10 protein-coding genes are annotated in these 13,049 nt (G+C 45.3%); 6 read left to right on the forward strand and 4 right to left on the reverse strand.

Going from position 1 to position 13,049, the window contains the following annotated elements:
* Positions 1 to 47 precede the first annotated feature (47 nt).
* A complete protein-coding gene (locus tag EHO57_RS02350; protein ID WP_135647159.1) occupies positions 48 to 3,776 on the reverse strand; it encodes a tetratricopeptide repeat protein in 3,729 nt (1,242 codons plus the stop codon).
* Between the two features lie 128 nt (positions 3,777 to 3,904).
* Between EHO57_RS02350 and EHO57_RS02355 the strand changes: the two genes are divergently transcribed.
* A complete protein-coding gene (locus tag EHO57_RS02355) occupies positions 3,905 to 4,783 on the forward strand; it encodes an early set domain-containing protein (protein WP_135647160.1) in 879 nt (292 codons plus the stop codon).
* Positions 4,784 to 5,078: 295 nt separating this feature from the next.
* Entirely contained in the window at positions 5,079 to 5,801 is a 723-nt protein-coding gene (locus tag EHO57_RS02360) for a hypothetical protein (protein WP_135647161.1), read from the forward strand.
* Positions 5,802 to 5,894: 93 nt separating this feature from the next.
* On the opposite strand, the gene trxB is transcribed toward EHO57_RS02360, so the two are convergent.
* On the reverse strand, positions 5,895 to 6,842 hold the full coding sequence (trxB, locus tag EHO57_RS02365; RefSeq protein ID WP_135647162.1) for a thioredoxin-disulfide reductase: 948 nt from the start codon (positions 6,840 to 6,842) through the stop codon (positions 5,895 to 5,897).
* A 166-nt stretch (positions 6,843 to 7,008) separates the two neighbouring features.
* Here trxB and EHO57_RS02370 point away from each other — a divergent pair, with 166 nt between their 5' ends.
* Together EHO57_RS02370 and EHO57_RS02375 are read left to right on the forward strand one after the other, a co-directional pair.
* Positions 7,009 to 8,292: an LA_2490 family SGNH/GDSL-type esterase gene (locus tag EHO57_RS02370; protein ID WP_135647273.1), complete on the forward strand. Its 1,284-nt coding sequence runs from the start codon at positions 7,009 to 7,011 to the stop codon at positions 8,290 to 8,292.
* On the forward strand, positions 8,282 to 9,715 hold the full coding sequence (locus EHO57_RS02375) for an MBOAT family O-acyltransferase (protein ID WP_135647163.1): 1,434 nt from the start codon (positions 8,282 to 8,284) through the stop codon (positions 9,713 to 9,715). Before EHO57_RS02370 ends, EHO57_RS02375 begins: the two co-directional genes overlap by 11 nt.
* Here the strand turns inward: EHO57_RS02375 and EHO57_RS02380 are convergent.
* Both EHO57_RS02380 and EHO57_RS02385 read right to left on the reverse strand, forming a co-directional pair.
* Complete coding sequence (locus tag EHO57_RS02380) at positions 9,712 to 10,959, reverse strand: LA_2486 family SGNH/GDSL-type esterase (protein ID WP_246050464.1); 1,248 nt, start codon at positions 10,957 to 10,959, stop codon at positions 9,712 to 9,714. The genes EHO57_RS02375 and EHO57_RS02380 overlap by 4 nt on opposite strands.
* Complete coding sequence (locus EHO57_RS02385) at positions 10,956 to 11,498, reverse strand: tetratricopeptide repeat protein (RefSeq protein ID WP_135647164.1); 543 nt, start codon at positions 11,496 to 11,498, stop codon at positions 10,956 to 10,958. The genes EHO57_RS02380 and EHO57_RS02385 overlap by 4 nt, the downstream gene beginning before the upstream one ends.
* Before the next feature lie 180 nt (positions 11,499 to 11,678).
* On the opposite strand from EHO57_RS02385, the gene xerD reads away from it, so the two are divergent.
* Both xerD and EHO57_RS02395 read left to right on the forward strand, forming a co-directional pair.
* Positions 11,679 to 12,575 (forward strand): site-specific tyrosine recombinase XerD, encoded by an 897-nt coding sequence (gene xerD, locus EHO57_RS02390; RefSeq protein ID WP_135589120.1) that lies wholly within the window; start codon positions 11,679 to 11,681, stop codon positions 12,573 to 12,575.
* Between the two features lie 15 nt (positions 12,576 to 12,590).
* The gene (locus EHO57_RS02395) at positions 12,591 to 13,016 is read left to right on the forward strand and encodes an ATP-binding protein (protein ID WP_135647165.1); all 426 of its coding nucleotides are present in this window, start codon (positions 12,591 to 12,593) and stop codon (positions 13,014 to 13,016) included.
* Positions 13,017 to 13,049: the final 33 nt, after the last annotated feature.

Raw genomic sequence — 13,049 nt, forward strand, 5'->3', positions numbered from 1 at the left:
TATTTCAACAGGTTCGATTTCGTTTTATGAAAGAGAGAAAGATCTTATTATTTGCGAACAAGATCCTTGATCGATTCCAAAGTAGGAGAGACCCAATCTTCCAAGAGAGGTTCTCTTTTTAGAGCGTCTTTCTTAAATAGAAGATCCTTATTCGATAAGGAGATCTCGCTCGCTTCGTTGATCTTACGAGCAGTTTCGATCGCCTTCCAATAATTCTGCAGAGCTTGGGCCGTATAATTTTCCGATTCTTGGACACCCGCTTTCTTGGAGAGATTCTCGTAGCAGGCGCCAATATTATTATAAGCGGCTATTAAGGTCTGATATACTTCTTGGTGGTATGGATCTTCGGTCTTAGGAGAGCTCATTTGAGGGAGCTTCTCTTCCATATCGTCTTTTACTCTTAAGAAATATCCGAGAGCAGTCTTTGTCTGTCCGGTATAGAAGAAAGCGTTCCCTTTTCCCATGAGAAGAGTAGCATTATAATATTCGTCCTTGTCTTCGAAACCTGTCCAATCCGCAAGTGCCTTGTCGAAATCGGAATCCATATATTCTACCCAACCCTTGTAGAATTTCATTTCTCGAAGAAGACTGGCCGGAAGTTCTCTTCTCCATTTGCGAATGAGGTCGAATTGAGGTTCTTCTGCATCCACAAGGTTGAATTCTTGCAGGGAGTTACGAAGTTCGTTCCTGCGATTTCGTTTTTCTTCCTCTTCTTTCAGGACGGAAAGGCTTTTGCCGTCCGATTCGGAACGAGAGCGGAAAGGATAGATCTTTCTGCCTGGAAATTCTTTTAAAGATTCTTTCTCGGAGAGCCCAGCTGATAGCAGATAACGTATCTTTCCTAGATCGAAATGGATGCGAGCAGGATTCCCCTCATATAAGGTCTCGTCCTCATCCTTGGAGCCGAACCAGCGCATGCTCGCTTGGTAACGCGCGTCTGCTTCTTTTAATAGATCCTTGGCTTCTTCGAAATTCCCGACCCGGATGGAATGCTCTGCAAGTTCTAACACTGCTAACCAGTGTTTTGGATCCAGAGTGGCTGCCTTTTCGAAGAACCTTCTCGCTTGGATATTTTCCTTTTGAGATAGATAATATTGTCCGCGTTGGTAATAACCTTCCGCGTAATCCTTTCCTTCGATCTCCGTACCGGTCCTTTCGTCTTCCATGGATCTTCTGTAGATCGTATCTAAGAGTCGGATGGCGCTTTCTTCTATCTCTATTCCGGAAACTTGATCTACCGGATTGATATTATATTTGATCCTGAGTTCCTGAGGATCGATGGTCGCGTAAAAAGAAGCTAATTTGGAAAGAGTGTAGAAGGGGAGTTCTGACTCCATATCCAAATTATTCCTAAGCAAACGGTGATGGTTCAGAACGAACTGAGGATCTCCGCTTTCCTTCCACATCTCTAGGTAAGTGGAAATAAGTCCCGATTGACCTGGAACACTTTTGGGATTTGCTTCTACAATTCGGTTATAGAAGGATGCAGCCTTTCCGAATTCTCTTCGGTTATAATAGATCTTTGCGATCCCGGCGGTAGAAAGCTCGTCATATGGACTTTCTCCGTCCGTAAATACCTTGCTATAATAATCCACGGAGAGTGCGTCGTTCTTGTATCTGCCTTTTTTGCCCTCGCTAGGTTCTGCGAAGTCCGGCATGATCTGAGAATGGAACCAGCCTAGATTCCTATACGTATTATTATCATGGGATTTATCTCTCAATCTCATGACCAGGAAGGCGCCGGGGACCACAACCTTTCTTGCGGTCTTTTCTTGGTCTAAAAGGAATTTGACTCCTTCCTTGCCTTGGTTCACCACAGTGCTTGTCTTGAATTTCTTGTCGTTCCAAGACTCTCCCTGAGCTAAGCGGACTAGAGGTGCCTGTTCTCTTTTATTCCAAGAATCTAATGTTCCTGCTCCCAGATCCGGTTCTATTCTTCCGAATAGTTTTTCGAAAGAGAGTTCGTATTCTCCGGCGCGGCTGTATTCCACACCGTAGAGATTCATGTACTTTAGGTTATACGGATCAATATCGAAGCCCTTATCATAGGAATCTTCTATGCTTGTAAGATACTTCTTACGATCCTCTTCGCCCAAACTGCCCGCGAATTTCTTCGCACCCATTTCACGGATCTGTTCCAGACCTGCTTCGTAATTTTGGGCGGCCTGTCTAGGAAGTATGATATGCTTGTATGTGAAATACCCGCCAAATCCAAGGAGAAGGGCGGCGGCCACTGCGTAGAAGGTCCTACGGATCTTCTTCCTTCTCTCTATATAACCCTCTCTGGTATAGATCGGATCGGAAGTAATGATCGGAACTCCGTCTGCGGAGTAGGCGCCCGTTCTATCTGTTAGGGTTACCGGAACTCCAAGAGCGGAGGAAAGGAATGCAGCTACCTCGTCCGGAGTACTTTCTACTTTAATGAGTTCTAATAGATCTCTTTGCGCCTTTTTGGAAAGACGGTCTTGTACTATGGACTCGATTACAGTTTTACGAAGAAGAGGAGGATAACGTAGGATCTCCTTCTGGATGATTGCAAGTTCTTCGTCTGTGAGGGATTTATCTATGTCCTCTTTTTCTTCTCCGCCTAAGGATCTGAGATCCTCCTCGAATGCTGCGGCGCCTAGATCGGAGTCTGAGTCGGCGTCCAGATCCGGAGAGAAGCTTGTAAAGTCCGCCGATTCCGGGACGGATTCCAGTTCCATTTCTCCAGCAGGTTCTGCGGAGAAGTCTGCAAAAGGATCGGATTCAGGAACGGAAGTTGCGCTAGATAGATCCGAGAATGGATCATGATCTCCACCTGCTACAGGGGCGAAATCCGCAAAAGGATCGCTGTCTCCTGTAGGAGCTTCGTCAAAGGAAGCTCCCGAATCTGCTGAGGAGTCGTCAAAGCCACCCAGGTCTCCGAAATCGCTTTCTCCGGCTGGCGCGGCTCCAAATGGATCGCCTTCGCCTAAACCGAATTCGTCTCCTGGGGAATCTTCCATTTCGGAGGCGTCAAAATTTGCGAATGGATCTTCTTCTGTAGGAGGTTCGGCGCCGAAATCTCCCAGGTCTTCGGAAGCCGCAGGAGAATCGTCTCCTCCAAATCCTGCAAATGGATCCGAATCGGAATCCGCAGGCGATCCCAGATCGTCCATATTGAAATCGGAAGAGGCTCCAAAATCGTCCGAAGCGGCAGGAGGATTTGCATCAAAATCTTCTAATGGAGAGTCTAGGGTAGGAGCGGAGTCCAAACCTCCGAAAGGATCGTCTCCGCCTCCGAAACCTGTCGTGTCCGGAGAAGAATCCGCCGTTTCAGGTACTCCAAAATCGTCCATTCCAGAACTTGCAAATGGATCTTCTTCGGTCTGTGCAGGTTCAGGGCTTCCAAAATCTCCGAAATCGTCGGAGGCGGGAGGGGTTTCGTCAAAACCTCCGAATGGATCGTCTCCAGCGTCTATACTTGGGGTAGATCCTGCGGCGGAAGGTTCCGTTAATAATTCGTCTAGATCAATATCGTCCTCTTCCGAGAAGGAAAGAGGTTTTGGCCTTTGGGTTGGTTCGGGCGCTTCTTCTTCCTCTCCGCCCAAATCGAATGTATCTTCTTCGGGAGCCTCGCCAGAATCGGAATCCTCGTCTTCAATATTGATAGGAACCCCATACCCCATCTTCTCGCGAAAGGTGGAGAGCATCGGATTTAGATCTTCCGAAGTTTCCGGGTTTTTACTCAACGGTTCCAAAATGGAGCGTATCTGCCCCAGCTCTTGATCCGAATAATTAGAAGGCTCGGCCATAAAGTCCTTCCAATAGTATCGGCGGATCTCTGAAAGATCAAAGATTTTTTCCTTATGTCAGATGTAGGAGTTCCTACCAGAAATGCGCTTAGGGTTTCCGGGAAATCCTACGACAATCGGTTTAGTATATGATTCCGGTAAAGAAAGCCAAGGCTATCGCCTTACTCACCCTTGTGCTGACCTTCGCACTCGCCGCAGAGGAAGCGGAGGATTGGATCGGCGCGTTCCGTTCTGTGGATTACGAAGAAGGAGAGGATTCTCTCCCTGAAGAAAAGATCTATTATTTCTGGCAGTTGGAGAATTTGAGAAAGGCAGTGCCCCCCAGATTCATCCGTTTTGTGGATACCTCTACCTCTTTCCGGACAGGAAAGCTTCTGAACCGAGGGGTCTTATTCAGTTATGAGGGATTATCCAATGACGAGGTAAGCGTTTGCGGAGAATTCAATCATTGGCAATGCGTTCCCTTAGAAAAGAACGATAAGGGAGTCTTTTACGGCATTGTTGATATAGTAGGGGACGGGCTGTATGAGGCTAAACCTGCTTATGAATACAAATTCAAGGTGGATGGGATCTTTACCCATGACCCGGAGAACTCTGATACGGTAGAAGATGGAGAAGGTTCTTTGGTTTCTAGGATTGCCTACCGCCAAGGCGGAGCCAACAAACAGACGAGCACCCGCATCCTGGAAGATTCGCCATACGAAGAAAAAGAATTTCGCACGATAGAATTCCGGATTTATCAACCTCAGGCTGAGTCAGTCAGTCTTGTAGGAGAATTCAATCATTGGGATCCCGAAGCCGATTTTCTAGAAAAAGAAAGGAATGGAGTCTTTCGAGTGATCAAGAAATTAAAACCAGGCGAGTACCAGTACAATTTCATCGTAGATGGAAAGATCGTTCTGGATACCTATAACCCATTGACCGTCTTGAGAGAAGATACCGGGGAAATTTCTTCCTCTCTGGTGATACCGGATCGAAACGGTGTTCTAGAAAGAAAGGCTAATTAGTTCCCACAGGAAAAAGTCCCCTCCCTTTTTCCCTTGTCGAAGAAGGGAGTTTATGATATAGAGGCAGCGAGCCTCTCCCACTGAGGACCCACCTCCACCACCCGATGAGGGTGGGGGCCACCTTCGCAATTTCGCGTTCCTTTCTATTCTCGCGATTCACTCGAAAAGCTTCTTGCTTGATCACTCAAACACCCTTCGGGAATCTCGCTCCCTACGGGTCGCACGATTGGGTGGGGGGCTACCTTCAAAAGAAGGTTGACCCACATAGAGGAGACCGGATTCTTTAGGTCCGTCCATGGAAAAGCTTCGCACTATCGTATATTCGGCGATCGCAATCATAATTCTTCTGATCGTTTTCACTCTTCTGAAGAGCTGGTTTGTGTATGATCGGGGGATTGAGATTGCGAAGACTTCGTCTAACAAGACCCAAACGGTCTATGTGGAGCCGGACGATGATCTGGTGGAACATTCTGCCGTTGCCTGGGGAAGATTCCTGTTTTACCCTCTTGGCCTAAACCGGGACCGAGAGAATTTCGGTGCTCGCAAAACATTAAATCATGCGCAAAACCTTGTCTTCGTCGATCTGCAAACCGGAAGGAATCGCAAGGTATTCACAAAAAGCGTTTATGTTTGGGATTATTTCTACGGAGGAGAACCGGATAAGCTCTCTTCTGACGCGGAGAATCCGGAACTTCTCTATGCGAATATCTTCCCCGGTTTAAAGACTGGAAAGAAATTCGTGATCGTTGGAATGCCCGAAGACACAAATAAGGACGGATACTTAAACCAAAAAGATTCCAAAAAAGTATTCGTATACGATCCAGGATCCGAGGAATTGATCCCTGTTCTTCCTAAAAAGTATTATCTGGAAAAGATCCTGCCGGATTCTCCCGAAAACAAATTGGTTATGATCGTTAAGAAAGAAGAAGAGCCGGGCGGGAAGAAGAAGCCGAACCTTCCCACATTATTTATTTATGATACCGCTCAGAAAAGAGGGCAAATCGTCGAACGTCCCTAAAGTTTCGTGAAGCGGAATATAGACACTTTGGGTTAATTTAGAATATTTGAATATTCTATGAAAAAAGAGGCGGTTTCCCGCCTCTTCTTCTTTCTATTCTTCCTGGGATTCTAACCAACGTTCCGCTTCCAAGGCTGCCATGCAACCGGAACCTGCGGCAGTGATCGCTTGTCTATAGACCCTGTCTTGCACATCTCCCGCAGCAAAGACTCCTTCTATATTGGTTCTTGTAGTACCGGGAACGGTTTTAATATATCCGGATTCGTCCAGATCCAATTGTCCTTCGAAGATCTCTGTATTCGGCTTATGACCGATCGCATAGAAGAGTCCTCCTACAGGAAGTTCGGTAACCTTTCCGGTATTCACTTCTTTTACGGAAAGAGAAGTGAGTTGGTTTCCGTTTCCTTGCGCACCTTCTACCTGAGTGTTCCAAATGATCTGGATCTTAGGATGAGTGGTTGCTCGTTTCTGCATGATCTTGGAAGCTCTAAGGCTATCCCTTCTGTGGATCAAATACACTTTGGATGCAAACTTGGTGAGGTGGGCCGCTTCTTCCACCGCGGAATCTCCTCCGCCTACAACCGCTAGTTCTTTATTTCTATAGATGGGAAGAGCTCCGTCGCACACTGCACAGGCAGAAATTCCCTTTTGCCAGTAGGAATCTTCTCCTGGGATAAACATTCTTTTCGCAGTAGCGCCGGTTGCGATGATCACAGTTTCTGCTTCGATCAGTTCGTCGTCGGACCAAAGGCGGAAAGGTCTTTTAGAAAAATCTACTTTTGTAATGGTTTGGGTGAAGATCTTAGTACCATATTTTTCGGACTGCTCTCGGAAGAGCGTAGTGAGCTTGGTCCCATCCACTCCTTCTGGAAAGCCCGGAAAATTCTCTACTTCGGTCGTTGTGGTCAGCTGGCCGCCGGCTGCAATCCCTCCGGCCATAAAGCCTTCGTACATGACTGGGTTCAAATTCGCTCTGGCGGCATAAATGGCCGCAGTATGGCCCGCGGGCCCGGATCCTATGATAACTACTTTGTGGGGCATGGCATCCTCAGGTGTTTAGAATGATTCTAAATTGAATTTATTTTTAGACGGACGAATTGTAAAGTAGATCTTTTTTTTCTGAGAGAATCATCTCAGATTCGCTCCCAGTTTTAACGAGCGAATTGGCTTGTCACCCTGGCCTAAGTCTAAATTCTTTCCAGTATTCATGGATTTTGCGAAAAAAGCGCTTCTGGCCCTGCTTTTCCTTGCAATCGTCTTTTTCGGAACAGAAGCGGGCCTAGCATTCCTACGTAGCCCTTCCTTACAATACTACCGGGACCTGAAACTCATCCATAGCTTTCATCCGGAATATTACGTGGCCTTGGAACCGGGCGAATCCAGATATGTAAGGCATTTCGCAGGAAAATGGGAAGGTCAGTTTACCGTAAATTCCTTGGGACTACGGGGCACAAAGGAAGCGGTTCCCGGAAAACCGAAGCTTCTTTGTCTGGGAGATAGCCTTGTCATGGGTTTCGGGGTCAGCGACTCGGATACATTCTGCCAACTCTTGGATGGGATCTCTTTAAACGGTCAAGAACGCCAAGCACTCAATCTAGGAGTAGATGCATACGGATCCAGAGGCTCGTATTTCAGACTCAAGGATATCAGCGCCAAGCTAGACAATGTAAAGGAAGTACTATTCTTTATCTCTCCTAACGATTTTGATATGCCGGAAGCCTTGGCGGAGAAGGGGATACTTCCCGACGATCAAACGGACGCTCTTCGGGAGAAGGATCCGAACTACGCTCGTAATTTTAAATTACAATTTATTTTAACAAGGATCTCTTATACACTTCAGGCATTGAAGCTTGCCTGGGAACAGATCCAGGTTACTTTCGCAGTTACAAAGCTAACAGTAAAGAATGAGATCAAAAGTGCAGGTCTCTCTAAGGATTCCCTTCCACAGGAAAATCTAGGATCGTACTTGAAAGGCTCCTTCTTTAGATCGGTAAAAACGCCTGACTGCGATCCTTTATCCGCGAAGAAGGAAGAACCTGTTGCGAGTATCGGACCCATCTGTCCTGAACCGATCCCTTCTCATGTTAAATGTGTGGATATGATCCCGAGTCCGGAAAGTCTTTCCCCACTACCGGAGCTTACCCAATCATATTATCAAAAGATGATAGAGCTTTCCAAGGAAAGAGGGTTTAGGCTTATTCCTGTAATCCTTCCTATCCAAATAGAAGAGATCTATTGCTATAATAACGGTAAATATCATCCTTTGGAAAATTATGCGATCCGAGCCTCTGCTTTCTTTGAAAAGAGGGGAGTGAAAGTGCTTCGTTTCAAACCGGAGACGGCAGGCATGTGCGGAACAGATTCCCAAGGAAGAAGATTCGGTATCCTGGATCATTATATTCCGGAAGACGGACATTTTACGAAACGTGGAAATTACTGGGCGGCCGAAGCCTTGAGAGCTAAATTGAAGGAGTTCCAACTTGCTCTTTAATTCCCTGCAGTACTTATTCTTTGCTCCTATTGTTATCTCGGTTTATTTCCTAGTTCCTGCGAGATTCCAGCAATTCTGGCTACTGGTCACGAGCCTTTATTTTTATGCGGTCTTCCGCGTGCCGTTTATATTACTCCTTATCTATTCCATAGTGATCACTTATTTTGCAGTGGTTTGGATGGACAGGTCCCAGACCAGAGCGGGAAAATTATTTTTTCTGAATATAGCTATCTTCGGGAATTTACTTCTTCTCTATTTGTTCAAGTATCTGGATTTTTCTTTCACGGTCTGGAATACCGTTTTGGGGCTGGAACCTTGCGAACCACATTATGCAAATCCATCGGGGATCTTATTGCCCATGGGGATCTCCTTTTTTACTCTACAGGCGATCGCATACGCTGTGGATGTATATCACAAGAAGGTAGAAAGAGCACAGAGCTTATTCCAATTCGGGCTTTTCTTGAGCTTCTTTCCTCAGCTTGTGGCAGGACCGATTATCCGGGCCCAGGATATGCTCCATCAATTCCTGGAAACGTACAAATTTAAGAAGGAAAATCTTCTTCCTGGGATACGTCAGCTTGCTTGGGGACTTTTCAAGAAGACATTCGTAGCCGATCCGATTGCCGCAGTTGTAGACCCGGTGTTTGCAAATCCTATGCATTACGGTTGGGTTTCTCTTGCTATTACCGGATCTCTCTATATTATACAAATGTACTGCGATTTCTCTGGCTATTCCGATGTTGCGATCGGGACGGGAAGGATTATGGGATTTCATATCCCGATCAACTTCAGGCAGCCATTCCTTTCTCAAACTGTTTCCGAGTTCTGGAGACGTTGGCATATATCCTTCAGCTCTTGGCTTCGAGAATACGTATATATTTTCCTAGGTGGGAATAAGAAGGGGATCCCTAGGACTTACTTAAACTTATTCTTAACTACTTTCGTGAGTGGGATCTGGCATGGAGCCGACTGGAATTTTATCGTCTGGGGTTTCACTCATGCGAGTTTAATGGTGATCGAAAGATTCGCCTTCTCCTTTGAAAGAGTAAAGAATTTCTGGGACAGGATCCCGAGTTTTATCAAGGTAGCCTATCCGTTTACCATCTTCGGACTTTCCATGTATTTCTTCCGCGCTAGACCGGTCGAAGGGGTCGGAAATAGCGTGGAAGTAGGTTGGGCTATGGTGAGTAGAATGTTCATGGGAGTGAGCGGGGATATCACTGTTTCTGTGCCTCTCTCCGTTCTTGGGACAGTATTCATCCTAATGTTCGGAGATTATCTCATGGAGAAGGAGACTCCTTGGGCAAAAAGACTCTTCGAGAATAAACTCTGGGTCTATGGAGTTTCCGGAGTACTCATCGCAATCTGCTTTATTCTATACAGTGTGACAGTGAGCCAGCCTTTCCTCTATTTCCAATTTTAAGGATTTAGGATATCTTTCGCTAACTGGGTCGAGATGAATCTATACAGATCCTCGTTCGGATGTCCGTCTAAGGGGAGAAAGACTTCCTTTCTCTCCTTCTTCCAAAGATCGTAGATCTCTGTTTGCAGATCCAAAACCTTCGTGTTTGAGTCGAGTGCAATTTGCCTGACTTCTTTTACGAGTTCCGAATCCACGAACGGTTCATAGTTTTCTCGGGGCTCCGGCAAGAGTACTAGAACCAAAGGAATGTCATTCTCTTTCGCAAAGGTAAATAGGGAAATAAGAGCAAGTCTATGAGGATGTTCTTTGTTCAAAACAGATCCGGAGGAGGGAATGACCAAATTGTCTGCGCTTTCGGGCTTATACTTCTCGTACAATACTTTCAGAGAATTGTAAACCGCGCTATATCTGGACAGATAATAGGAGATCTGGACCAAAATCCTTTTCTTTCTGGACTTAAATAAGATCTCCTCATGAAAGGAATCCGTAAAATCGGAAATATGGTAGATCCAATACGCAGCCTTAGGAGGTTTAGAATTCTTTAATACTTCCTTGAGTCTCTCCTGGATGCCAAGACTTCCGACTGCGTCCACAGCCAAATTGCGGACTAAAAGATTTTGGCCCTTCTCCCGAAGAGAAGATTGTAAAAGCCAAGGTAGGCTATTCTCGTCTGAGACCAAATAGCCCATGGCAACCGAATCCCCAAGGATCCAAATTTGTTTTTTGGCTGAAGTTTCTTTGGCCTGAACTTTCGAAAAAGCGACTTCTTTGCTCTGAGAAGCGGCCGTATGCTCTTCTCTCAAGATATCTAATGCTTGCCGATTCTTTTCTAACCCAAGATCGGAAAAGGCAGTATCCTGATCCTCCGCAGTAATTCTTTCTCCGAAGGAATTCGTTCGTACTCTGTACGTTCTATTCTTCTCCGGATGAAATAGAGTGATATCCTGGTTCGGACAGAGCCTCATCCAGGGAATGTATTCTTCGGAGAATCGATGCAAGAAACGAAGAAGGGGATATTTTAGAGAAAAGGAACGGGATGGATCTTTCGACGAAAAGGGAGCGTACGCAGTTGAGGACAAGCAATGCAATTGTTTGTCTTCTAATCTGAATTCTACGGAAGGAAAATGGAGTAATCTAAGTAGTACTTCTAAGAATAAGAAGAAAAGAACGCTATATGATGAAAATCGAATCAGCCAAAAACAGAAAGATCCCTTGTGAACGGAGAGATCCTTGGTGGTTCTCATTTTGGATGGGATTCCTCATACACTTTTTCTTCGCAGAGTTTGAACAGTCGAGAGGAGGCTGGGTTTGAGGCGGGTATCCGATTCTCTTGGAATCTCTTTCTTTCCGAAGGATTCTTCTTGGATTCCAGAATGCAAGAGGTCAAGAACTGGGCGAGACTCTCTCTATCCTTGTCCCAACTCTCCGAAAATCCTTTCAGGACCGAATCTGTCTCCGCCTTGGAGCCTGCTTTTAAATAAATTTCCAAAAGATAGAGAAGTATTTCCGGATTTTTCGGATCCTTCTTCAAAGCTTTTTCTAAATAGAGAGCCGCAGAGCCTGGGGCTTGTCCGCTTTCTGCGAGTAGGATCCCTAAATTTTTATTCGCAGTAAAATTTTCAGAATTTTCTCGGAGGGCAAGATCGTAGTAGTAAAGTGCCTCAGCAGTATTGCCTTGGGATTCTTTTTCTCTCGCTCTACTTGCTAATTCCCCAGAAGAATCGCAATTCAATGCAATCTGGGACATAAGTAAAATTATGGCGTATCGGAACTTCTGTCTCATTTCCGTAGTTTTTTTTCCCTTACGGGATAAGAAAAAGGGCAGTTTTTGATTGGTACCGCCCGTCGAATTTGTACAATTTACGGGCCTTCTCATACCGCAATCTTAAAAAAAGTTTCAATCTCAGGGGAGAATTTGTCCGAAGGATTTAGTACTGTAATACTCGGAAGCGGGACTAAGAAAGTGACATCTTCTCATAAGAATCTACTGCAAAATTTTCAAGAATACCTCTCGGTTGAGAAGGGTCTCAGCGACAATTCTATTTACTCGTACGGATACGATCTAAACAAGTTCAAGAACTTCCTGGAAAAGGAGCATATCGATTTTCTGGAAGTCCAGGCAAACGATATCGTTCGTTTCCTGAATGAGGAACGCAACCGCAAGATCTCTGCAAAGACGATTGCGAGAGAAGTGGTTGCCATAAGACAATTTTATAAATTCTTAAAAGACGAGAAGAAGCTGGATTCAAATCCTACGGAGAAGATAGAGACTCCGGAAGTGATGAGATCCATCCCTGACTATTTAACTCAGGAAGAGATCGAACAATTGTTCACCGTGATCAAGGAAGATAATCTTTACGAGCTCAGGGACAAATGCATCTTCGAGTTGCTTTATTCTTCCGGCTTAAGGATCTCTGAGGCATGTAACCTTAGACTTACCGATATGGACATGGCAGGAATGACCCTGACTGTGGAAGGTAAGGGAGGAAGACAAAGACTCGTTCCTTTCGGAGAAAAATCCTTAGACATCCTCAATCGTTATCTGAAACAAAGCAGACCTTATATCCTGAAGAACAGGAACTGCGACTATCTTTTCGTTTCCAAAAAAGGATCCTATATCAATAGGAAATCCGTTTGGAGACTTCTGAACCATTATATCAAGCGCACTGACATCAAGAAGAAGGTAACGCCTCATACTCTGAGACACTCCTTCGCTACTCACTTGTTGGAGAACCATGCAGACTTGAAGTCGGTTCAGGAATTACTTGGACATATCGATATTTCTACCACTCAGATCTACACTCATATGGCAAATAAGACTCTGAAGGAAGTTCATAAGAAGTTCCATCCCAGAGGATAATCGCTTAGGTTAGGCGTGGCCGATACCAAACAAGCTAACTATTCGAATCAGTTTCGGATACAAATCCCGTCCCATCCGCGTTATGTAAGCGTAGCGCGGAATTTCGTTTATAACTTAGCGAGAGAATCCGGTTTCTCCCTGTACGACGCAGCCGATCTGAAATTGGCGGTGGGGGAGTGTCTTTTGAACGTGATCAAACACGCCTATTTAAGCAAACCGAATTATCCTATTTTTATAGAGATCACCCTTCTGGATAATAGGATGGAAGTTCGCATCCGTGATTTCGGGATCCAGAAGAATATCTCCGAGATCCGAGGATACGATCCGGGAGATTATAGGGAAGAAGGGATCGGGCTCTATTTGGTGCGAAAACTTACTGACCATTTCTATATAGATCAGTCCGGCAAGGGAAATCGGCTCATTCTTACTAAGATGAAATAGTCGATAAAAATTTCTTTCCTGAAAATATTCCAA

Source organism: Leptospira langatensis, from assembly GCF_004770615.1.
GTDB lineage: Bacteria > Spirochaetota > Leptospiria > Leptospirales > Leptospiraceae > Leptospira_B > Leptospira_B langatensis.

Excerpts from the sequence above, each read along its gene's own strand:
- trxB (WP_135647162.1), bottom strand. The coding sequence starts at position 6,842 with ATGCCCCACAAAGTAGTTATCATAGGATCCGGGCCCGCGGGCCATACT.
- EHO57_RS02385 (WP_135647164.1), bottom strand. The coding sequence starts at position 11,498 with ATGAGACAGAAGTTCCGATACGCCATAATTTTACTTATGTCCCAGATT.
- EHO57_RS02360 (WP_135647161.1), top strand. The coding sequence starts at position 5,079 with ATGGAAAAGCTTCGCACTATCGTATATTCGGCGATCGCAATCATAATT.
- EHO57_RS02380 (WP_246050464.1), bottom strand. The coding sequence starts at position 10,959 with ATGAGAACCACCAAGGATCTCTCCGTTCACAAGGGATCTTTCTGTTTT.
- EHO57_RS02350 (WP_135647159.1), bottom strand. The coding sequence starts at position 3,776 with ATGGCCGAGCCTTCTAATTATTCGGATCAAGAGCTGGGGCAGATACGC.
- EHO57_RS02370 (WP_135647273.1), top strand. The coding sequence starts at position 7,009 with ATGGATTTTGCGAAAAAAGCGCTTCTGGCCCTGCTTTTCCTTGCAATC.
- EHO57_RS02355 (WP_135647160.1), top strand. The coding sequence starts at position 3,905 with ATGATTCCGGTAAAGAAAGCCAAGGCTATCGCCTTACTCACCCTTGTG.